At 55.8% G+C, this 21,299-nt stretch carries 20 protein-coding genes; all 20 read right to left on the bottom strand.

What is annotated here, in order from left to right; genetic code table 11:
• Window positions 1-15: 15 nt before the first annotated feature.
• On the bottom strand, window positions 16-777 hold the full coding sequence (locus tag B4113_RS09685; protein WP_033844259.1) for a glycosyltransferase family 2 protein: 762 nt from the start codon (window positions 775-777) through the stop codon (window positions 16-18).
• Window positions 734-2,233, bottom strand: coding sequence for an alkaline phosphatase family protein (locus tag B4113_RS09680; protein ID WP_061912435.1), 1,500 nt, complete (start codon window positions 2,231-2,233; stop codon window positions 734-736). Before B4113_RS09680 ends, B4113_RS09685 begins: the two co-directional genes overlap by 44 nt.
• Window positions 2,230-3,162, bottom strand: a complete 933-nt coding sequence (locus B4113_RS09675) for a lysylphosphatidylglycerol synthase transmembrane domain-containing protein (RefSeq protein ID WP_082799308.1) — start codon at window positions 3,160-3,162, stop codon at window positions 2,230-2,232. The genes B4113_RS09680 and B4113_RS09675 overlap by 4 nt, the downstream gene beginning before the upstream one ends.
• Window positions 3,152-4,096 carry an NAD-dependent epimerase/dehydratase family protein gene (locus B4113_RS09670; protein WP_061912433.1) on the bottom strand — a complete coding sequence of 315 codons (945 nt, stop codon included), beginning with the start codon at window positions 4,094-4,096 and terminating at the stop codon, window positions 3,152-3,154. Before B4113_RS09670 ends, B4113_RS09675 begins: the two co-directional genes overlap by 11 nt.
• 303 nt (window positions 4,097-4,399) lie before the next feature.
• Window positions 4,400-5,599: a hypothetical protein gene (locus B4113_RS09665; protein WP_061912432.1), complete on the bottom strand. Its 1,200-nt coding sequence runs from the start codon at window positions 5,597-5,599 to the stop codon at window positions 4,400-4,402.
• 138 nt (window positions 5,600-5,737) lie between these two features.
• Entirely contained in the window at window positions 5,738-6,856 is a 1,119-nt protein-coding gene (gene ssuD / locus B4113_RS09660) for an FMNH2-dependent alkanesulfonate monooxygenase (protein ID WP_061912431.1), read from the bottom strand.
• Window positions 6,857-6,871: 15 nt separating this feature from the next.
• Window positions 6,872-7,414 carry an NADPH-dependent FMN reductase gene (gene ssuE / locus B4113_RS09655; RefSeq protein ID WP_061912430.1) on the bottom strand — a complete coding sequence of 181 codons (543 nt, stop codon included), beginning with the start codon at window positions 7,412-7,414 and terminating at the stop codon, window positions 6,872-6,874.
• A 213-nt stretch (window positions 7,415-7,627) separates the two neighbouring features.
• Window positions 7,628-8,410 carry an ATP-binding cassette domain-containing protein gene (locus B4113_RS09650; RefSeq protein ID WP_061912429.1) on the bottom strand — a complete coding sequence of 261 codons (783 nt, stop codon included), beginning with the start codon at window positions 8,408-8,410 and terminating at the stop codon, window positions 7,628-7,630.
• A gap of 33 nt (window positions 8,411-8,443) precedes the next feature.
• Window positions 8,444-9,232: an aliphatic sulfonate ABC transporter permease SsuC gene (gene ssuC / locus B4113_RS09645; protein ID WP_061912428.1), complete on the bottom strand. Its 789-nt coding sequence runs from the start codon at window positions 9,230-9,232 to the stop codon at window positions 8,444-8,446.
• Between the two features lie 285 nt (window positions 9,233-9,517).
• Complete coding sequence (locus tag B4113_RS09640) at window positions 9,518-10,513, bottom strand: sulfonate ABC transporter substrate-binding protein (RefSeq protein ID WP_061912427.1); 996 nt, start codon at window positions 10,511-10,513, stop codon at window positions 9,518-9,520.
• 223 nt (window positions 10,514-10,736) lie between these two features.
• On the bottom strand, window positions 10,737-11,054 hold the full coding sequence (trxA, locus tag B4113_RS09635) for a thioredoxin (RefSeq protein WP_033020343.1): 318 nt from the start codon (window positions 11,052-11,054) through the stop codon (window positions 10,737-10,739).
• 151 nt (window positions 11,055-11,205) lie between these two features.
• On the bottom strand, window positions 11,206-12,183 hold the full coding sequence (locus B4113_RS09630; RefSeq protein ID WP_033020344.1) for an electron transfer flavoprotein subunit alpha/FixB family protein: 978 nt from the start codon (window positions 12,181-12,183) through the stop codon (window positions 11,206-11,208).
• Between the two features lie 186 nt (window positions 12,184-12,369).
• Window positions 12,370-13,146, bottom strand: coding sequence for an electron transfer flavoprotein subunit beta/FixA family protein (locus B4113_RS09625; RefSeq protein WP_033020346.1), 777 nt, complete (start codon window positions 13,144-13,146; stop codon window positions 12,370-12,372).
• Window positions 13,147-13,212: 66 nt separating this feature from the next.
• A complete protein-coding gene (locus B4113_RS09620; protein WP_061912426.1) occupies window positions 13,213-13,986 on the bottom strand; it encodes an enoyl-CoA hydratase in 774 nt (257 codons plus the stop codon).
• 27 nt (window positions 13,987-14,013) lie between these two features.
• A complete protein-coding gene (locus B4113_RS09615) occupies window positions 14,014-14,601 on the bottom strand; it encodes a TetR/AcrR family transcriptional regulator (RefSeq protein ID WP_061912425.1) in 588 nt (195 codons plus the stop codon).
• 60 nt (window positions 14,602-14,661) lie between these two features.
• On the bottom strand, window positions 14,662-16,362 hold the full coding sequence (locus tag B4113_RS09610; protein ID WP_061912424.1) for a long-chain-fatty-acid--CoA ligase: 1,701 nt from the start codon (window positions 16,360-16,362) through the stop codon (window positions 14,662-14,664).
• 233 nt (window positions 16,363-16,595) lie between these two features.
• Window positions 16,596-16,760 carry a hypothetical protein gene (locus tag B4113_RS20115; protein ID WP_172418443.1) on the bottom strand — a complete coding sequence of 55 codons (165 nt, stop codon included), beginning with the start codon at window positions 16,758-16,760 and terminating at the stop codon, window positions 16,596-16,598.
• A 14-nt stretch (window positions 16,761-16,774) separates the two neighbouring features.
• A complete protein-coding gene (locus B4113_RS09605; protein ID WP_061912462.1) occupies window positions 16,775-17,182 on the bottom strand; it encodes a DUF350 domain-containing protein in 408 nt (135 codons plus the stop codon).
• A 14-nt stretch (window positions 17,183-17,196) separates the two neighbouring features.
• The gene (locus B4113_RS09600) at window positions 17,197-19,551 is read right to left on the bottom strand and encodes an endonuclease MutS2 (RefSeq protein WP_348537085.1); all 2,355 of its coding nucleotides are present in this window, start codon (window positions 19,549-19,551) and stop codon (window positions 17,197-17,199) included.
• Window positions 19,552-19,571: 20 nt separating this feature from the next.
• A complete protein-coding gene (polX, locus tag B4113_RS09595) occupies window positions 19,572-21,296 on the bottom strand; it encodes a DNA polymerase/3'-5' exonuclease PolX (RefSeq protein ID WP_033844270.1) in 1,725 nt (574 codons plus the stop codon).
• Window positions 21,297-21,299: the final 3 nt, after the last annotated feature.

The following is a 21,299-nucleotide window of genomic DNA, read 5'->3' as shown; positions in this document are numbered from 1 at the left end:
CCGGAGACGGCGGCCTCACGAACAATGCCGGGCCCGCTCCGGGGAGCGATCGTGCGCCTCGCGGTCGCCGGCGACTTTGGCAACCGGGCGGCGCATTTCCTTCCATATGGCCGGGATGACCGCGGTCATATAGGCGGTGAACTTGATGAACGAACGGCCGGTCGTCCGCACTTGATAGCGGATCGGCACTTCTTGCAAGCGAAATCCTTTGCGCACCAAGTTGAGCGTCAGCACTTGGGCATAGTTGTAATCGTGGATGATTTCCGCCTCCTCCATCGCTTGGCGCGAAAAGGCGCGCATCCCTGACTGTCCGTCATAGAGCCGCTGTCCGAGCAGCAGCGACTGCAGCCAAGTGAACAAATAATTCCCGAGGCGGCGATGCCATTTCATGCCGCGAATCGTGCCAAGGAAGCGCGAGCCGATCGTATAATCGGCCTCGCCGGCAACAATCGGCGCCAACAGGTCGGGAATTTGTTCCGGCGGATATTCGTTGTCCGCGTCGATCATCACGCCGATATCGGCGCCGAGGCGGACACACTCTTCAAGCCCCCGCCGCACCGCCGCACCGAGGCCGCGGTTTTCCGGCAAGCGGCAAATGATATCGGCCCCCGCTTCTTTCGCCACTTCGACCGTTCGGTCCGTCGATCCATCATCCATGACCAAGACGATGACCTCTATATCGGGATGAAAATGACGCGGAATGCGGCGGATGACGTCGCCAATCGCTTCTTCTTCATTGTGCGCCGGCAAAAAGACGATGACGCGCTGCTTCTTCATCGCGCTCCTCCTTTCGGACCGCCTCAATTAACACCGGGCCGCGGCTATGGCTCGGATACGGCGCCCCAAGCAAATAGGCGATCGTCGGCGCCAGCGAAACGAGGCTTCTTTTCTCGTCGATTCGTTTTCCTCGCTCAATCGCCGGACCGTATAGAAAAAACGGCACATACCGCTCCCCTTCATCGAGGTGGCCGTGGCCGCCGATGCCATCCGCTTGGCCATGGTCGGCGCAGACGATCAATGTCGCGCGCTCGAGCTCGCCCCGTTCCGCAAGCCAGCTGACAAACTCAGCGATCAAGGCGTCCGCTTCTTCAATTTTTTCGATATACTCATCATACAAGACACCGCGGCTATGGCCGGTCTGATCGGTGGCGATCAATTGCACGACGAGCAAGTCCGGGTTTTGTTCCTCGACGATGCGCTTCGCCCGCTCGATAATATAACGATCGGCCAGGTCGTTCGGCATGACGGCCGTCACCGTTTCGACATCGTCGCCGAACGAATCGACCAAATGGGCGATGCCGAGCAAGCGGCCGGTTTTTCCGATTTTCCGAAGCGAATCGAAAATCGTCTCCACTTTCGCCCCAAGCTTCCATACCATATTGGACCGGATGCCGTGCTCAAACGGATACGTCCCCGTCAGCATCGAGGTGAAGCAAACGACGGTGCGCGCCGGATAGACGGTTTCCATTTGCGCAAATTCCGTTCCTTGCGCGCGCAGCCGTTTCAAAAACGGGGCGTTCGCCGCTTCAAACCGGTCTTTGCGCATCCCGTCAATCACGATGACGTACACTTTGTCACTGACCGGCGCGGTGGGACTCGGCACGTTGCTCGTGTAAGTCGGAATGATCTCCGGCTGCCAGTCAAACAAATGACGGTGCAAAATCGATGAAAACAGCCACACCGCAGCGGCAAACAGCCAAAACGGCCCGCACAGCGACAACCAATCGGCTCTGCCTTCCGCCAAAGACGCCGCATATTCCCACACCGACAGCAAAAGGAACAATTTCGGCAGCTGCTCTTGGGCGTTGCCGCTCGTCGAATCGCTGTTTTTCAACACCAGTTTCCAAAAGCGGGTGAAATTCCACCATGACGTGCCGATGCGCAAATGGTAATACAGCGTCCCCCAAAAAAAGACGGTAAAGAAAAAATAGAGCGCGGCCGAAAGCAGCAATAAGGCCACATCGGCAAACGACCAGACGATGAGAAAGACGATATACGGAATCCATAAATAATTGCGCAAAAACAGCGGATAATCGTAAACGTAGTAGACAACAAAAAGCGGCAGCGCCGCCGCCAAGCCGAGCAGCCAAGCCGAGGCATGGCCATGAATGAGGTCGGCGGCATGACTGATGACCATCACCCCGACAGCGAAAATCGGCGTGAACGGCTTGCCTTCATTCAACAAATTCCAGCAGCGCGCCGCAATTTTTTCGAATCGTGATGCTTCTTTCATCGCTTCTCCCTTCCCTTTTTCCACACGCCCTGCACCACCTGCCAGTCGGACCGCCAAAATGCGAGCACAACGGCCCCAGCCGCGTAGGAAAATAGAAATTTCACCGCATGGGTGACGACGGCCGCCGCATAGGCGCGTTCTCCTGAGGCCCCCAACGTCGTCAGCGCAAACGCCATCACCGCCTCATACGTTCCGAGCCCGCCGGGAGCCACTTGGACGATTTGGCCGGAAACGGTCGCGCTGTTGACCCATACCGCCTGCCAAAAGGAAAGCGAAAGGCCCACCGTCTCAGCGACCGCGCCAATGACCGCCGCCTCGCACAGCCAGCTCGCCGCCACCGCCGCGACGATCCCCGCTCCGCGACGGCCCTGAAACACCGTCCGCCAGCGCCGCCATAACCGCTCGAGGCGGAGCGGGCGGCGAAGCACGACCACGGTCAGCGCGAACGCGGCGGCAACGGCCGCGGCCAAGAGCGGAACCCGGGGAATGTGATGGCGATACGCATACGTCCCAATGACCGTCCATCCGCCCAGCATCGCCATATCAAGGAACCGCATCACCGCCACCGATTCCACCGCCTCGCCGAGCGAAACGCCGGGCTGGCGGGCGAGCACGGCGACACGGGCGGCATCGCCGATTTTCACCGGGGCGACATGATTGACAAACAAACTGAGGAGCACGGCGCGCCCATAGACCGACAGCCCAAGCGGCTTCCCGACATATTGCTTCCACGCCCACGCCCGCAGCCAAAACGAAGCGCCATACACAACTAGCACAGCGGCGAAGCGAACGGGCTGGCGGGCCAGTTCTGCGAGAGGGGCAAGCAAGAGGCGGCCGTCAAAATAGCGATGCGTCAGCCAGGCGAACAGCACGATGAGCGCCGCGCCAACCATGGCGCGCGCCAAACGGGCCGCCCGCTTACCGTTCATGTTCGCGCGCCCACGCCACCGTCCGCGCCAACCCTTCGGCAAACGGCACGTTGGGCTCATAGCCAAACGCCTGCTTCGCCTTCGTAATGTCCGCCCACGTCGCTTTCACATCCCCTTTCCGCTCCGGCGCCTGCACGATTTTCAGATCGGGAAAGTGCTTCCGCAGCTCAGCGAGCAGCTGCTCCATCGTAACGGGCGCCCCCGCCCCCAAGTTGAACACTTCGCTTCGTCCGCCGCCGCGGTGAAGCGCTGCGATCATGCCGGCGACGATATCATCGATGTACGTATAATCGCGCGCCGTCCCTTGGCCATATACGACAATCTCCTCGCCTGCCAACAACCGGCGCAAAAACGTGCCGATCGCCATATCGGGCCGCCCCCACGGGCCATACACCGTAAAATAGCGGAACATCGTCATCCGGTATCCGTACAAATGCGCGTACGCGTGACAAAACGACTCCGCTCCGTATTTCGCGGCTGCATACGGCGAGACGACACGGCCGTCCGCCATTTCTTCCTTGAGCGGGACATTGCCGCGGTCGCCGTACACCGATGACGACGAGGCGAACAACACATGGCCCGCCCCCGCCTCTCCCGCCGCCGTCAAAACGTTCACCGTCGCCTTAATGTCATAATCGATGTAAGCGAGCGGATGCGCCAACGAATACGGCACGCCCGGCAGCGCCGCCAAATGAAAGACGACATCGGGACGAAACTGGCTGAACCAGCGCTTTGTCGCTTCCCCATCAAGCAAGTCGAAGCGAGCTAGCGGCACCCGGCCGCCGGTGAGCGCGTGAAACTGCCGCTCCTTCCGTTCGGCAGGATAATACGGATGAAAACAATCGATCGCCGCCACTTCATGTCCTTGTTCGTGCAGACGAGCGGCCAAATGGCTGCCAATAAACCCCGCACCCCCGGTCACCACCACTTTCATTGCCTTCACCTCATCCTTTTCCATTGTCCATTAGCATCTTACCATAAACCGCCGGGGAACGTCGTGGCGAATCGGCAAAAACCAAATGTTTTCATTTCCCGCCTTGGCTTGAGCGTTTCCCCATTCGCCATGACGCCATCCTCAAAACCATTCCACCTTTGGCGCGGTGAAGCAGCAGTTTAGCCAGCGCGGCCTTCGCCCCGGATGGACGCCTGCAAAAAAAAGGGCGCCGCGCCGGACACCCTTGCCGATCAGTTTGTTCGCGTTTGGGAAACAGGAGAAAACCGAAGCTTTGCTGATCGTTTAGTTCGCTTTCTGAATCACTTGCTGAAGCGCAGCCTCGATTGGAGGCAGCCATTTGTCGGCCTCCGCTTTGTTTTTCGCCTTCGCCGCTTCTAAGTAACGTGTCGCTTGATCGTTCAAATCAGCGTACGCTTTGTCGCCGAGCAGCGTTTTGATATCCTGCTCGATCATGTGAATAAAGAGCGCGCCTTCCAAAGCGGTAATCACCGATTTGTCCTGCCCCCAATTTTCTTTGCTTTCTTCATATTCGTGAAGCGCCACTTTCGCCCAGCCGCGCACGAACGCGTGGTTTACCGCTTTCGGGTCGAGCGTTTTGACGTCCGTCTGCAAGTCGAACTGTTTCAAAATATAATCGGCTTCCTCGGCCGCATGCCGTTTCATATACGGGTAGACGGACTGATAAAACGCCCAGCCTTCCGCCTGCTCCATTTTGGCTTCCTCGGCGTTTTCCTTGGCCGCAGCCGCCGCCTTCGCCGCATAGCCGTGCGGGAGCGCTCCGCTCGCTAAGTAGAATGTTTTCATCAATGTTTTGTCCACCACTTGCTTGCCGAGGGCAAATGAGAGGGCATCATCGTTTTGGACGGCTTGCTCCATTTGCGCAAACGCGCCGTTGATCGCGTCAGCGAGCTTCGTTCCATACGCCGCATCGCGTTTTTCCACGGTCGGCTGCAAAATCGCATAAAACGCTTTTGCTTCCTCGATCTCTTCTTTCACTTCTTCTTTGTCGGCCCAATGCTCCTCTGCCTCGGTAAACTCGTGTTTGATCGTTGTGTAAAACGCCTTTTGCATCAACTTGTCAAAAATTTGCTTGACGACCAACGGCTGAAGCGACCTGTCCTTGCCGGCGGCTAGGGCGGTAGTAATATGTTCGTCAACCGCATCCTCAAATTCGGCGTCGCGTTTTTGCACAAGCGGCTGCAGCGTTTCTTTGTAGATGCTCTCCACCTTGCCAAAGTCAACCGCCCCGCCTTGCTTCGCTTTCTCAAGCTCGGCCAACGCTGCGCTGAACGCACCGGCGTAATCCACTTTCGCCTGTTCGTTTTCCTCCTCTGCTTTCGTCTCCGTGCTCGGCTTTTCTTGTTTCTCGGCGGCCGTTTTGTTTTCTTTTTCTGTCCCTGCCGTCTGTTCACTTTGACCGCATGCACCAAGTGCCAACGTTGCTACGGCGAATACGGTCATCCACTTCCCCTTCAATGTCATGATGTATCCCCCGTTCGTTTATAAAAATGATAATCAATATCAATGCAGTAAGATTATAAGAGAAAATGAATTTCAATGTCAATATAAATTGACAAAGAGAGGACCCCCTTCTTCCCAGGTCCTCTCTTTCTCGATCGGTCACACTTTAATCACATGAGGGAAAAATTCATTGCCTACGACCTCACCGCGAATTGATGAAGACGGAATATTCACAGGCAACAATGGGAATAACAGCTCCGCCACTCGATACGCCTCTTCCAGATGCGGGTAGCCGGATAAAATGAAGTAGCGGATGCCCAGCTGCTCATACTCGCGAAGGCGCGCGGCCACGGTTTCCGGATCGCCGACAAGAGCGGTGCCGGCTCCGCCGCGCACAAGTCCAATGCCCGCCCAAAGATTTGGACTGATCTCCAACGCTTCTTTTCTGCCGCTGTGCAGTTGCCGCATCCGTTGCTGCCCGACCGAATCGTAGCGGGCAAAGACCCGCTGTGCTTCTTCAATCGTCCGCTCATCCACGTAGCGAATCAATCGCTCTGCCGCTTCCCATGCTTCCGTTTCCGTTTCGCGCACGATAATGTGAAGGCGAATGCCAAATTCGATGTCTCTTCCCGCTTGGCGGGCAAGTTCTTTGACTTGTTCGATTTTCTCTTTCACTTGTTCCGGCGGCTCTCCCCAAGTCAAATATACATCCGCATGGCGGGCCGCCACCCGTTGCCCCGCCTGTGACGATCCGCCAAAAAAGACGCGCGGATACGGTTTTTGCACCGCTGGAAACAACAGCTTCGCTCCTTGGACGGACACATGCTTTCCCGTCAACGTCACTTCCTCTCCCGCGAGCAATCGACGCCAAACGGTCAAAAACTCATCTGTTGCCTCGTAGCGTTCATCATGGGATAAAAACAAGCCATCGCCCGCCAGTTCAACCGGATCGCCCCCGGTGACCACGTTGACGAGGAGCCGCCCGCCTGAAAGGCGATCCAACGTCGACGTCATGCGGGCCGCCAACGTCGGCGTCATCAGTCCGGGACGAACAGCGACAAGAAAGCGCAATCGTTCCGTTTCGGCCGCCAATGCCGAAGCAAGCAGCCACGGATCTTCGCATGATTTGCCGGTCGGAATGAGCACCCCCGTATATCCTAAGCGGTCAGCCGCTTGAGCCACTTGTTTAAAATAGCTGTATTCCGGAGAGCGGCCGCCTTTTGTCGTCCCTAAATACCGCCCATCCCCGTGAGAAGGAATAAACCAAAGCAATTCCATCGTAAATCGCCTCCTTTATGAAACGGCTCGATCTTCGTTCAATTGAGAAACCGCCTGAATCACTTCCTGCATGCGCGATAGCAAGTCATCGGAAAGCACGAGCCGACCTTCATCATCATGACCCAACGTCCAATCTAAAATAAAGACGCCATGCAAAATGGTTCGCGCTCCCAAAATGGAGAAAATCGGTTTAAGCGCATATTCGAGCGCCAACAAATGAGCAATGGTTCCTCCGGTGACAATCGGCACGACGAGTTTTTCTTTCAACGCTTTTTCCGGCAGCAAATCCAAATATGCTTTTAAAATGCCAGTATAACTCCCTTTATACACAGGGCTTAACACAATGATCGCTTTCGACTGCCGGATCCACTCATGGGTTTGGGCGATCGGCTCACTTGAGTCGTTCGCATACAGCAAATCTTCAGCAGGCAGATCGCGCAAACGAACGAGATGAACGGTGTGACCAAGCCGTTGCAGCTGCTCTTTCACCCATTCCGCTACCCGGTTCGTTTTGGAAACACGTGATGGGCTTCCCGAAAGGATGGTCACCGTTATCATTGGCCTTCCCCCATTCTTTTTCCTCATTGTCTGAGCAGGACGTTTCCCGCTCATCGTTCAAGCCCCCAACTTTGGTCCATGAAACGGCTTGGATCGATGAATGCATGCGTCATTTTGTCTTCTGCTCTTCCTTGACAACCACAACCGCCTCGTTTACATTGACTCGTTTCGAAACCAATCCGGCTTTATAAAATTGATCGGCCGCTTTTTCATCTATAACGCCCTCCTTTTTTCACCGAGCGAACCGGTAGCGATCGCGCCCCGTTCGGATTCAGGACCCAAAATGCGGCGCAAAATCGCCTCCACCAAATCCGCAAACGCCGCATCGCCGCGCTGCCGCGGCCGCGGCAGGCGCACCGGCCAATCAAACGCACACGTTCCGTTTTCAATCAGCACCACGCGGTCCGCCAACATCACTGCTTCATCGACATCGTGCGTGACCAACAAAGCGGTGAAATGTTGTTCTTGCCATAGCCGCTCGATCAACCGTTGCATGTCAATTCTCGTCAAGGCGTCAAGCGCACCAAGCGGTTCATCGAGCAACAATACTTGCGGCTGACTGATCAGCGCACGGGCGAGCGCCACCCGTTGCCGTTGGCCGCCGGACAGCACCGACGGCCACTCGTTGGCGCGCTCTGCTAACCCGACTTGTTCAAGCGCCTTGGCCGCCTGTTCCCGCCAATTCCCTTTCAAACCGAGACCGACGTTGTCGATGACGCGCCGCCATGGCAACAGACGAGCATCTTGAAACATGACCCGGGCTTTCGTATTGATTCCTTCGAGCGGCTCACCATCGAGTTGAATGATTCCCGATGTGGGCTCCTCCAAGCCGGCAGCCAAGCGCAATAACGTGCTTTTGCCGCAGCCGCTTCGTCCGATGATGGCGATAAACTCCCCCCGTTTCACCGTCAAATCGATGCCGCTTAACACCGATTGAGCACCAAATCGCTTGGCCACTTGAACAAAGACCAGTTCTGCTCCTTGCCCTGCCCCCATTTTTGCCTTCCCCTTTCCTCGCAGACTTGCACCCTACGGCCGATGTTGATAGTTCACATTCCAGCGAAGCAAACGGCTTTCCAAAAAACGGGCGATGCTGTCGGCAAGCTTGCCAAACAGCGCGTAAAGCAAAATACTGAAGACGACGACATCGGTTTGCATAAACTCGCGCGCATTCATGGCCAAATACCCGATGCCGCGGTCGGCAGCGATCGTTTCCGCTACGATTAAGGTCAACCACATGATGCCGAGCGCATAACGCACGCCAACCAAAATCGCCGGCAACGCGCCCGGCAGCCAGATGCGCCAAAACAACGCCCACGGCCCCAATCCATAGACCCGCCCCATTTCCAGCAAGCCCGCATCCACATTGCGAATGCCATGGCACGTGTTGACATAAATCGGAAAAAGAACGCCAAGCGCGACGAGAAACACTTTCGCCTCTTCACCGATGCCAAACCATAAAATGACGAGCGGAATCATCGCCAAATGCGGAATATTGCGAATCATTTGGATCGATGTGTCCAACAAACGCTCCGCCGGGCGAAACACCCCGTTGACTAGGCCAAGAAGAAACCCGATAGACCCGCCGATCGCGAATCCAGCCACCGCTCGCCCAAAACTGATGGATAAATGCTGCCATAGCTCCCCGCTCGACCCGAGGTGCCAAGCGGCCGCCATGACGGCGGTCGGCGCCGGCAGCACTCGCGAAGACAACCAACCGGTTTCTACAGCCGTTTGCCATGCCACAAGCAGAGCAACGGGCAACACCCACGGCACCGCCTTCCCCCAAGTCCATTCTGTCCATCTCGACGATTTCATCGCGTTCCCCCCGACTTCCTAGTGTGGTTTCTCATCCGAGCTGCCGCCCTGCGTTCTTGTTGACGGATGACGCTGCCAACGAAGCTGACCGATGACTTTTTGTCACGAATCACCCCCGTTTTCTTTTTGTCCCCGTCGCCCTTGACGACTCTTCCGCACCTTTGGCGGATGTTGGTCAAGGGCGAATCCGGCTCTCCGCATGCCCCACGATGCTCAATGGGATGGTGTGTGTGGAGTTTTCATAGAACTTTTGACGCTACCTTCTCTTCCCATTCCGTCTCCGCTTCATTTGGCTTCACGCCAAACCGCTTCGTTTACATCGATTTTCTTTGGCAACAACCCTAGCTGGTAAAATTGATCTGCAATCGTTTGCTGTTGGGCGATGACCTCGTTTGTGATCGATTCCAGGCCATACGTGCGGCGTTTGGATGCGACTTCAAGCGCCGCTTCATCAATGCCGAGTTCCGGCGCCAAAAACGTTGCCACCCCTTTCGGATCGCGGTTGGCCCACTGATCGACTTTCTTCAGCTCCTCTAAGATGACATGCACGACATCGGCATGCTTTTGCGCAAATGAACGCGAAGCGAAGAAAAACTCACGGTTCGCCACCAACCCTTGGCCGTCAGCGAGCACGCGAACCTTTCCCGTTTGTTCGGCCGCGGCATAAAACGGATCCCAGATCACCCAAGCGTCAACGCTTCCTTGCTCAAAGGCGGCACGGGCATCGGCGGGCGGCAAATAAACGGGACGAATGTCAGAAAGCGTCAATCCAGCCTTGCTGAGCGCCTGGACAAGCAGATAATGGACGTTCGACCCTTTGTTTAAGGCCACTTTTTTCCCTTTCAAATCGGCCACCGTCCGAATCGGGGAATCACGCCGAACCAAAATCGCTTCCGCCTTTGGGTTTGGCGGAGTCGTTGCCACGTACAGCAACGGCGTCCCAGCCGCTTGGGCGAACACGGGTGGCGCCTCACCGGTATGGCCGAAATCAAGGCTGCCGGCATTCATCGCCTCCAACAATTGCGGCCCGCCCGGAAATAATGACCATTGCACCGTATAACCGAGCTGTTTTAATCGTTGTTCCAAGTCGCCGCGCGCTTTCAACATATTGAGCGTGCCGTATTTTTGATAGCCGATGCGGATGACTTCACCCTCTCCCTTCTTGGTGGGAGATGGTTTCTGGGCATTGGCGGATTCGCTATGTCCTCCGCATCCCGAGACCATCCCTAACAAAACCGCCATGAGCACGAGCCATTTCCCCATTTTCCATTTGTTCATCATCGTTCCCCCTCGTTTCTAGATTTCGTAATTTCGCAAACGATTCTCACCTCCTAAACAAACTAAATCGATGTGAAAACTATGGATAATGCCAATAAAAACCTACATATCCAATAGGATTTATTGGTTATTACTATAAAAAAATCATCCCCGTCTGTCAATCTTTTTTTCTGCAAAAAGAAAAAATCCAGAGGTTTCTTCCCCTCTGGATTTTCCTGTTTCTCGTTCATGATACATACTTGCCAACAAGCTCTGCTAATGCCTCTTTCGGTTGATAGCCGATCGCTTTATCGACGAGCTCGCCGTTTTTGAACACAAGCAGCGTCGGAATGCTCATGACGCCGAATTTTGCGGCCGTTTCTTGATTTTCGTCGACATTCACTTTGACGATTTTCACTTTGTCGCCCATTTCTTGGTCGAGCTCCTCAAGCACCGGGGCGATCATGCGGCACGGACCGCACCATGGCGCCCAGAAGTCGACGAGCGTGACGCCGTCTTTCGTTTCCGCGGCGAACGTTTGATCTGTCGCATTGACAATGGCCATGCGGATTTCCCTCCCTGTTCGAAAATGCTGCAAGCAAAGTATACCATGGAAATCGACAGCGGTGCGAATGTTTTGCTTTCGTTTCTAATATTCGCTCCGCACCGGAATTTATCCAAGAAAAACGGGCGGCGCGCGCCGCCCGTTTCAGCGATTACGAATGCACTTTCAGTTTTTTGAATTCTTCCGTGAGAAGCGGAACGACTTCGAACAAATCACCGACAATGCCGTAATCGGCGACTTTGAAAATGTTCGCTTCCGGGTCTTTGTTAATCGCTACGATCACTTTTGAGTTCGACATGCCCGCCAAGTGTTGGATAGCGCCAGAAATGCCGCAGGCGATGTACAGATCCGGCGTGACGACTTTCCCCGTTTGCCCGATCTGCAGCGAATAGTCGCAATAGCCGGCATCGCACGCCCCGCGCGATGCGCCAACCGCGCCGCCCAGCACTTCGGCCAGCTCTTTGAGCGGCTGGAAGCCTTCGGCGCTTTTCACCCCGCGGCCGCCGGCGACGATCACTTTCGCTTCCGTCAAGTCGACGCCTTCCGCCGTTTTGCGGACGACTTCTTTGATGATCGCGCGTAAGTCTTTAATCTCCACGGCGAGCGTTTCCACGCTGCCGGTGCGCGACTCATCGCGCTCGAGCGGCGCGATGTTGTTCGGGCGCACCGTCGCAAAAAGGATGCCACTTGTGACGATTTTCTTTTCAAACGCTTTGCCGGAGTAGATCGGGCGCGTAAACACTATGTTGCCGCCCGCTTCTTCGACCGCGATGACGTCGGAAACGAGGCCGGCGTCGAGCTTGATGGCCAATTTCGGCGATAAGTCTTTGCCGAGCGCCGTATGGCCGAAGACGATGCCTTCCGGCTGTTCTTTGTCAATCACGGCTTTTACTGCCTGCGAATACCCGTCGGATGTATAAAATGTCAAATTCGGATGTTCAACGACAACGACGCGATCCGCACCGCGGTAAATGAGTTCGTTCGCATGCGCTGCGACTTGATCGCCGACGAGCACCGAGACGACTTCCCCGCCTTCGGCGATCGTTTTGGCTGCTGCGATCGCTTCAAACGAAACGTTCCGCAGCGATCCGTCGCGTACTTCCGCCAATGTCAACACTTTGCGTGCCATTCTTTCAGTCCCCCTATTCTTTGATTCCCCGTTGTTTTTCAGCCAAACGCCAGCAGCAGTTCTCGCTTATACCGCTTTCGCTTCAGAACGGAGCAGCTGAACGAGTTCCTTCCCTTGATCGGCGATTGCGCCTAGCCAAATTGTTCCTCGCCTCGCGCTTCGCCGCTAGGAACCATTCGGCCGTTCTTACACAACTTTTGCTTCGGAACGAAGCAAGTGGACAAGCTCTTTTACTTGGTCGGCTAGCTCACCTTGCAAAATTTTCCCTGCCTCGCGCTTCGGCGGCAAGAACACTTCGATCGTCTTCGTTTTCGCTTCGACGTCGTCTTCGTCAAGATCCAAATCGTCAAGCTCCAGCTCGTCAAGCGGCTTTTTCTTTGCCTTCATAATCCCCGGCAGCGACGGATAGCGCGGTTCGTTCAGCCCTTGTTGCGCCGTGACAAGGAGCGGCAGCGACGTTTCGATGATTTCCTCATCCCCTTCGACATCACGCACAACGGTCACTTTGCCGCCGTCGGCAATCTCCAGTTTCGTGATCGTCGTTACATACGGAATGCCGAGCAATTCCGCGACGCGCGGCCCGACTTGCCCCGAACCGCCGTCAATGGCGACGTTGCCGGCCAAAATAAGGTCGGGATTTTTGTCCTTCAAATATTCGGCAAGCACTTTCGCGACCGTGTGTTGGTCTTGTTCCTCCACATCATCGTCAATGTTGATGAGCACCGCTTTATCGCAGCCCATGGCGAGCGCCGTGCGCAGCTCTTTTTCCGCCTCTTCATTGCCGACCGTGACAACGGTTACTTCTCCGCCGTGTTGGTCGCGCACTTGAATGGCCTCTTCGATGGCGTACTCATCGTACGGGTTGATGATGAACTCAGCGCCTTCCTCATTGATCTTGCCGTTAGCGATCGAGATTTTTTCCTCTGTGTCAAAGGTGCGTTTCATGAGGACAAAAATGTTCATGTCGTTTTCCCTCCTCAGTTTGATCCAACATTGTTTCAGTTTCTAACATTCAGACATCGATGGCGATTATTTCCCTTGAAAGACGGGCGGCCGTTTTTCCAAAAACGCCTGCACGCCTTCTTTCGCATCCTCGGATACAAACACGCGGCCAAACCATTCCGCCTCGTCGCGCACCGCTTCAGCGAACGGCTTTTCCTTCGCGGCGTTGAGCAATTCAATGACCGCGCGGACGGAAATCGGGCTTTTCTCGGCGATCTTTTTCGCCAACGCTTTTGCCTCGTCAAGAAGCCGCTCTTCCGGCACCGCCTTGTTGGCCAGCCCCCATTCGACCGCTTCGCTCCCGGTGATCGGCTCGCTCGTCCACATCATTTCCGCCGCCTTGCCGAAGCCAACGAAGCGCACGAGCCGCTGTGTGCCGGCAAACCCAGGAATGAGTCCGAGCTGCAGCTCCGGCAAACCGAGCTTGGCGTTTTCGGCGACAAGGCGAATATGGCAGCTCATCGCCAGCTCCAGTCCCCCACCTAACGCCGCCCCATGAATCGCCGCGATCACCGGTTTCGGGAAACGTTCGATCCGCTCCATCACCAGCTGGCCGTCGCGCGACAACGCCGACGCCTGCTCGGCGGAAGCGATCGCCGTAAACTCTTTAATGTCGGCGCCAGCCGAGAAAAACCGCCCCTCGCCATGCAGCAGGACGACCCTGACCTCTTGGTCGGTCTCAAGTTCATCGAGCAAGGCTGAAAACTCTTTCAAGACAGCGGATGAAAGGGCGTTCGCCGGCGGACGCGAAAACGTCACGACCGCAACGAACCCCTCTTTCGTCAGACGAAATGAGTCCATAAACCCTCTCCCCTTTCTGCGTCTCGGTCAGCGCCCGGCAGCGCACCCTTTGATGAGCAGCTCATATACCGGGTCGGCGAGCGCCGCCAAATCGTATTTTTGTTCGTTCATCACCCACGTCGTCACCGTCTCGTCAAGGGTGCCGAAAATCATTTGCCGAGTGAGACGAATGTCTAAGTCGCGGCGAAACTCCCCTTTTTCCATTCCTTCGACGATGATTCGATCAATGAGCCGCAAATAGCCTTTCAGCACCTCGTTGATGCGATGGCGCAGCTCTTTGTTTGACTGCCGCAGCTCAAGCTGCGTCACGACCGCCATGTGCGGATCGGCGGCAAAAACCGAAAAATGGGTTTTTACCAATACGTACAATTTCTCCAATGAGCTTGAAATTCCTTCTGTCTCTTGTTCAATTTTCTCAATAAACGAGCCCATTTTTTCCTCGAATAACGAGATTAAAATATCTTCTTTGTTTTTGAAATACAAATAGATCGTGCCGTCGGCGACACCGGCCTGCTTGGCGATTTTCGACACTTGCGCCTGATGGTAGCCGTGCTCGGCGATGACGACGACGGCCGCATCAATGATTTGCTTAAATTTCGGTTTTTCTCTGCGCAACCTTAGATTCTCCTTTTCTTGATCGCCAATCATCGAGTGAATGAATGATCATTCATGTTTTTATTTTACGGATCGTTCTGACGATTTGTCAAGCTTCTTTTTCTCTTCTTCCACGAGCGTCCGGCGCAAAATTTTTCCGACCGCTGTTTTCGGCAGCTCGCTGCGAAACTCATACAAACGCGGCACTTTGTAAGCGGCGAGCCGCTCGCGCATAAACGCATCCAACTCTTGTTCACTGCACGTCTCCCCGGCTTTGAAGACGACAAACGCTTTCACCGTCTCACCCCGGTACGGATCAGGCACGCCGATCACCGCCGCTTCCTGCACTTTCGGATGTTGATACAGCGCCTCTTCGACTTCGCGCGGGTAAATGTTGTAACCGCTTGCGATGATGATGTCTTTTTTCCGGTCGACGATGTAAAAATAACCGCGCTCATCCATATAGCCGATGTCGCCCGTATACAGCCATCCATCGCGCAGCACTTGCGCGGTTTCTTCCGGCTGATTCCAATAGCCTTTCATCACTTGCGGCCCGCGCACGACCAGCTCGCCAATCTCTCCCGACGGCACTTCCTCGCCCGTTTCCAAGGAAATGATTTTCGCTTCGGTATCCGGCCAAGGAACGCCGATGCTTCCTTTCACCCGCTCCCCGTCCCAGACAAAATTGCCATGAGTGACAGGGGACGCTTCTGTGAGACCGTAGCCTTCAATAAGCTTCCCGCCGGTCGCCCGCTCAAACTGCTCCTGCACCTCGACCGGCAATGGGGCCGAGCCGCTGATGCACACATTGATGGAAGACAAGTCATACTTCGACAAATCCGGGTCATTCAGCAGCGCGATATACATCGTCGGCGCACCTGGAAACATCGTCGGCCGGGTGCGCTCGATCGTTTTCAGCGTTTGTTTCACGTCAAAGCGTGGGAGCAGCACCATTTTGCTTGCCATCATCACGGACAAATTCATGACCGTTGTCATGCCGTATACGTGGAAAAACGGCAGCACGCCAAGCACGGTCTCTTTTCCTTTTTCACATTTGTACACCCAATGGGCGCACATCAACGTATTGGCAATCAAGTTGCGATGTGTGAGCATCGCCGCTTTCGGACGTCCCGTCGTTCCTCCGGTGTATTGCAACAAAGCGATGTCTTCCTGAGGATCGATGGCGACTGGAAGCGGTGCTCCCTCGTTCTGCCCGACAAGCGAACGGAACCAATGAACCGCATCGTTCTCCTCAATCTGAACGGACGGCATCTTCTGTTTCCGTTGCACAAGCGGATACAGCCATTTTTTGACTGTCGGCAAATAGTCTTGCATTCTCGTGACGACCCAGTGTTTCACCGGCGTTTTTCCTCGCAGCGCTTCCGCCTTTGGGTAAAGCAAGTCAAGCGTCACGAGCACAGACGCGCCGCTGTCGTTCAGCTGGTACTCGAGCTCGTGTTCAGTGTAAAGCGGATTCGTCTGCACGACGATGCCCCCCGCCAAGAGCGCTCCGTAGTAGCTGATGACCGCCTGCGGGCAGTTCGGTAACATGATGGCGACGCGGTCTCCTTTTTTCACTCCGAGCGCCTGCAGCGAACGGGCAAACGCTTGAACGCGTGTCCATAATTCGCGGAACGTTATCGTCTTTCCTAAAAAATCAATCGCCACCCCATCACCAAACTGTTCTGCGGTCTCGCGCAAAGAATCCGGAAGCGTTTTCACCGGATATTCCAATGTGTGCGGAATTTCCGGTGGGTAATGCGCAAGCCATCGTTTTTCCATCCTCATCCCCCCTTATTTCTATTTTATCGTTCGATTCGTAATTTTTCATCAAAAAAAGAGACTCATCACCACAACTTGGACTTAACAGACGATACACTTCTCTGCACAAGTGTCTGCAAAACATGATTGGTTTCCTCGTCTTTCTTGGATGCATCAGCAAGGGAGGTGCTGAAAAAATCAAGTACAACTTTTGGTGAAGAGCCAAAAAAAGAACACCGGAATCAAATCCGGTGTCACCAAAACCAATACGCCAATCCCATCAGCAAAAAACAAGCGCAAACGACAAACAACATTTTCGCCAACACATCGACCGAGCGGTTGCGGACCGCCATATACACAATGCCGGCGACCAGCAGCAGCCCGACCGCAATCAGCAGTCCTTTCACGGCTTCCTCCATCGCGTCGTTCCCCTTTACTGAATGCCTTCGCCGATCACAAACGACAACCCGATCGAAATGACCATCGAAATCAGGCCGACCGCCCGATTGTCGTTGGCGATCTCCTCATCAATGTTAAACTTTGGCGTCAAAAACTCGTAAATAAAATACGCAGCCAGCAAAAGCAAAAACCCATACATTCCCCAGCCGATCATCGACAACAGCGATTCATGGCGCTCAAGGGCATAGCGAAAAATGTTGGCGATGCCAAAGATTTTTCCACCCGTCGCCATCGCCACCGCCACATTGCCTTTGCGGATTTCTTCCCAATTTTTATATTTCGTGACCAATTCAAACACCGCTAAAAAGATGACGAGGCACAACACGGCGACGCTGAAATTGGCCGCCGTTTTCACCATGTCGTGCTCCCAAAACGCCGCCATTGCCATCGCCCCCATCATTTCAGTTCCACGATCGTCACCCCGGTGCCGCCTTCATTCGCCTCTCCGAACCGGAAGCGTTTCACCGCTCGATGTTGTTTTAAAAACTGCTGCACTCCTTGCCGGAGAGCGCCCGTCCCTTTGCCGTGGATGATCGACACGCGCGGGTAGCCGGCGAGCACGGCATCATCCAAGTATTTCTCAAGCCGAATGAGAGCGTCTTCGTACCGTTCGCCGCGCAAGTCCAGCTCGAGGCTCACATGGGCGTCCTTGCCTTTCACCGTCGCGATCGGTGTCACTTCGTTCGCCGGCGCGCTGCCGATATACTCCAAATCGCGCTCATGAATTTTCATTTTCAAAATGCCAAGCTGCACTTGCCATTCGTCGTCCGACACTTTTTCGATCAAATAGCCTTTTTGGTTAAGGCTCGTGACTCTCACTTCATCACCCGGCTGGAACACATGGCGCGCCGCCGTTTTTTTCGCCTTTTTCCGTTTTTCCACCGTCGGCATAGCAGAAGCGAGCCGTTGTTTCGCCGCGGCGAGCTCCTGCTCGTTTACTTCCGCCCGCTTTTCTTTTTGCAAGCGGCGCAGCTCGTGGATGATCCGCTCAGCCTCACGCTCGGCGGCGCGGATGATGTCAGTTGCCTGCTTCGCCGCTTCCGCAAGCCGCTCTTCTTTTTCCTCTTCCAGCGCCGCGAGCGTTTGCTCCCACTCAGCGCGCATCCGCTCGGCTTCCTCAAGCGCCGCGCGCGCCCGCGCTTCGTCTTCCTCGGCTTGCTTTTTGCTTCTCTCCAGCGAGGCGATCATGTTTTCCACGCTATGGCTTTCCGCGCTCACTTGGGCTTTCGCCCGCTCGATCACCCGCTCATCCAACCCTAAGCGGCGTGAAATATCAAAGGCGTTGCTGCGTCCGGGAATGCCGATCAACAGTTTATACGTCGGGCGGAGCGTTTCGGTGTCAAATTCGACGCTCGCATTCACCACCCTTGGACGGTTGTAGCCGTACGCTTTCAACTCGGGATAATGCGTCGTCGCCACCGTCCGCGCCCCGCGGCCGCGCACTTCATCCAAAATGGCGATCGCCAGCGCCGCTCCTTCCTGCGGGTCGGTGCCGGCCCCAAGCTCGTCAAACAACACGAGGCTTTCGCCATCGACATGGCGCAAAATGTCGACAATATTGACCATATGGGACGAGAACGTGCTCAAGCTTTGTTCAATCGACTGCTCATCGCCAATATCAGCGAAAACCGAACGGAACACCGCCGCTTCCGATCCGTCGGCCGCCGGGATGAACAGCCCCGCTTGCGCCATGACCGTCAACAAGCCGATCGTTTTTAACGTCACCGTTTTCCCGCCGGTGTTCGGTCCGGTGATGACGATCGTCGTATAATCGCCGCCCAGCTCAATGTCGTTTGGCACCGCCTTCTCTTGATCAAGCAGCGGATGGCGCGCCTGCAAAAAGCGAAGGTAGCCGCGGTTGTTGACGGCTGGTTTGGTCGCCTCAATGCGGCGGGCGTACTTCGCCTTGGCGAACGCAAAATCAAGCGCCGCGAGCGCTTCGACCGCCCGCGCAAGCGGCTCAGCCTGTACGGCGACTTTGGCCGAAAGTTCGCGCAAAATGCGCTCGATTTCCTGCTTTTCTTTCATCCGCGCCTCGCGCAGCGCGTTGTTTAACTCGACAACCGCCTGCGGCTCGATAAACAGCGTCGCCCCGGACGCCGACTGGTCATGGACGATGCCGCCGTAAGCGCTCCGATACTCTTGTTTCACCGGGATGACGTACCGGTCGTTGCGGATCGTAACAATGGCGTCCGACAGCCGTTTTTGCGCCGCTGGCGAGCGGATGATGCTTTCGAGTTTTTCGCGGATGCGCGCTTCCGCTGACCGAATTTGCCCGCGCAGCGAGCGCAGGCGGTCGCTCGCCGCATCCAATACTTCGCCATGATCGTCGATCGAGCGGCGAACGTCATGCTCGAGTTCCGGCGCTTCGGCAAGCTCAGCGGCATACGAAGCCAAGCGCTCTAGGCCGCCATACTCCTCTTGCAGATCGGTGATCAGCCGCTTCATTTGCCGGCTTGCGGCCGCTGTCGCCGCCACTTCCAGCAGCTCTTGTGGGCTGAGCGTGCCGCCGATCGCCGCCCGCTTCAAATGCGGACGAACGTCGACCACCCCGTCGAGCGGCGCATAGCCGGCCAGCCGCAAGACCGCCGCGGCTTCATCCGTTTCCTCGAGCCAAGCGGACACTTCCTTCCAGTCAGATGACGGTATGAGCGCATCGATTTTTTCCAAACCGAGCGGCGAGGACGCATGCTCGGCCAACTGCGTTTTCACTTTATCGAATTCTAGGGTGTGAAGCACTTTTTGTTGCACGTATCTAACCCCCAGCTGATTCATTTCTTTCGTTTGGCGCGCAAAAACTGTTGCAGCTTCTCAAGCGGCCATGTGTTGACGACCGTGTCTTTCTTGATCCAGCCTTTTCGGGCCGTGGCCACCCCGACCGCCATATCGTCAAGCATGTCCAAATGGTGGGCGTCCGTGTTGATGGCGATGTACGCCCCTGCTTCCTCCGCTTTTTTCACGTAAGCCGCCGACAAATCAAGCCGGTTTGGATTGGCGTTCAGCTCAAGGATCGTCTCTGTCTCCGCCGCCAGCTCGATCAGCCGCTCGATATCGACATCATAGCCGGCGCGCTGGCCGATCAGCCTGCCGGTCGGGTGGGCGATGACATCGACATACGGGTGGAAAAGCGCCGCTTCCAACCGCTTCATGATCGTCGCGCGCGGCTGTTTGAACCCGGAATGAATGGCGGCGATGACAAAATCAAGCTCCTCGAGCACATCATCATCATAATCGAGCGTTCCATCCGGCAAAATATCCATTTCGACGCCGGCCAAAATCGTCAAATCCGAATAGCGCGCGTTCAGCCGCTCAATTTCCTCACGCTGGCGCCGCAGCCGCTCCGGCGTCAAGCCGTTGGCGACTTTCAAATAGCGCGAATGGTCGGTAATGGCGATATACCGGTAGCCGCGGCGGCGGCACGCCTCGGCCAGCTCCTCGAGCGAACACGCGCCGTCGCTCCATGCCGAATGCATATGCAAATCGCCTCGCACGTCTTCAAGGCGCACAAGCGGCCAATCAGCGGAAAACCGCTCCACCTCCGTGCCGTCTTCACGCAGCTCAGGCGGAATATACGGCAGCCCGAAATGGGCGTAAAACGCCGCTTCATTCGGGAACGTTTTCACCTTGCCTGTCGTTTGGTCTTCGACGCCGTATTCGCTGATTTTTTCCCCGCGTTCTTTGGCGAGCTGGCGCATCCGCACATTATGGTCCTTCGATCCGGTGAAATGGTGAAGCGCGGTCGCAAATTGCGCTTCGCTGACCAGCCGAAAGTCCGCGGCGATCTCATCCTCATACCGAAACAGAAGCGACACTTTCGTCTCCCCGGCGGCGATCACCTCGTGGATGTGCGGCAGCCGAAGCAGCGCCTCGCGCACCTCCATTGGGCGGGCGGTGGCAATGACATAGTCCAAATCTTTCACCGTTTCGTTCCAGCGCCGCAAACTGCCGGCCCGTGAAAAACGGATCACCCCATCCATTTCGGCAAGCCGGCGCTCGATATCGGCCGAAATCGGCAACACCCGGGCCAGCGGCAGCCGCTCGGGGCGTTTGCCCGCCTCTTCGATGGCCATCAGCAGCTTTTCCTCTGTTTTCGCGCCGAAGCCGGGAAGCGCCCGCACTTTTCCCGCTAGGCACGCTTCCTTCAATCCGTCCATATCGACAATGCCCAGCTCTTGATGCAGCTTGGCGATTTTTTTGCCGCCAAGCCCTGGGATTGTAAGCAAGGCGAGCAGCGTTTCCGGAATGTCGCGCTTTAATTCTTCGAGCACCGACGATGAACCGGTTTCGACAAACTCGGTGATGATCGCCGCCGTGCTTTTGCCGATGCCGGGAATGGCGGTGAAATCGCCGATCTCCGTCAGGCTTCGCTCGTCCGTTTCCAAGGCGTTCGCCGCTTTGCGAAACGCCGTCACCTTAAACGGGTTTTCCCCTTTAATCTCCATATACAATGCGATCGTCTCAAGCAAGCGGATGACCTCTTTTTTATGGACGCTCATCCC

The sequence above is a fragment of the Geobacillus sp. B4113_201601 genome, from assembly GCF_001587475.1.
Classification (GTDB): domain Bacteria; phylum Bacillota; class Bacilli; order Bacillales; family Anoxybacillaceae; genus Geobacillus; species Geobacillus icigianus.
The sequence above is the reverse complement of the archived record's forward strand: the minus strand, read 5'-3'. Positions and strand labels throughout refer to the sequence as shown.

Coding starts and splice junctions, on each gene's coding strand:
- B4113_RS09630 (WP_033020344.1), bottom strand. CDS start 12,183: ATGGCACGCAAAGTGTTGACATTGGCGGAAGTACGCGACGGATCGCTG.
- B4113_RS09675 (WP_082799308.1), bottom strand. CDS start 3,162: ATGAACGGTAAGCGGGCGGCCCGTTTGGCGCGCGCCATGGTTGGCGCG.
- ssuD (WP_061912431.1), bottom strand. CDS start 6,856: ATGGAATTGCTTTGGTTTATTCCTTCTCACGGGGATGGGCGGTATTTA.
- ssuC (WP_061912428.1), bottom strand. CDS start 9,232: ATGAAATCGTCGAGATGGACAGAATGGACTTGGGGGAAGGCGGTGCCG.
- B4113_RS09680 (WP_061912435.1), bottom strand. CDS start 2,233: ATGAAAGAAGCATCACGATTCGAAAAAATTGCGGCGCGCTGCTGGAAT.
- B4113_RS09605 (WP_061912462.1), bottom strand. CDS start 17,182: ATGGCGGCGTTTTGGGAGCACGACATGGTGAAAACGGCGGCCAATTTC.
- polX (WP_033844270.1), bottom strand. CDS start 21,296: ATGAGCGTCCATAAAAAAGAGGTCATCCGCTTGCTTGAGACGATCGCA.
- B4113_RS09665 (WP_061912432.1), bottom strand. CDS start 5,599: ATGACATTGAAGGGGAAGTGGATGACCGTATTCGCCGTAGCAACGTTG.
- B4113_RS09620 (WP_061912426.1), bottom strand. CDS start 13,986: ATGGACTCATTTCGTCTGACGAAAGAGGGGTTCGTTGCGGTCGTGACG.
- trxA (WP_033020343.1), bottom strand. CDS start 11,054: ATGGCCATTGTCAATGCGACAGATCAAACGTTCGCCGCGGAAACGAAA.
- ssuE (WP_061912430.1), bottom strand. CDS start 7,414: ATGATAACGGTGACCATCCTTTCGGGAAGCCCATCACGTGTTTCCAAA.
- B4113_RS09685 (WP_033844259.1), bottom strand. CDS start 777: ATGAAGAAGCAGCGCGTCATCGTCTTTTTGCCGGCGCACAATGAAGAA.
- B4113_RS09670 (WP_061912433.1), bottom strand. CDS start 4,096: ATGAAAGTGGTGGTGACCGGGGGTGCGGGGTTTATTGGCAGCCATTTG.
- B4113_RS09610 (WP_061912424.1), bottom strand. CDS start 16,362: ATGGAAAAACGATGGCTTGCGCATTACCCACCGGAAATTCCGCACACA.
- B4113_RS20115 (WP_172418443.1), bottom strand. CDS start 16,760: ATGGAGGAAGCCGTGAAAGGACTGCTGATTGCGGTCGGGCTGCTGCTG.
- B4113_RS09640 (WP_061912427.1), bottom strand. CDS start 10,513: ATGATGAACAAATGGAAAATGGGGAAATGGCTCGTGCTCATGGCGGTT.
- B4113_RS09625 (WP_033020346.1), bottom strand. CDS start 13,146: ATGAACATTTTTGTCCTCATGAAACGCACCTTTGACACAGAGGAAAAA.
- B4113_RS09650 (WP_061912429.1), bottom strand. CDS start 8,410: ATGGGGGCAGGGCAAGGAGCAGAACTGGTCTTTGTTCAAGTGGCCAAG.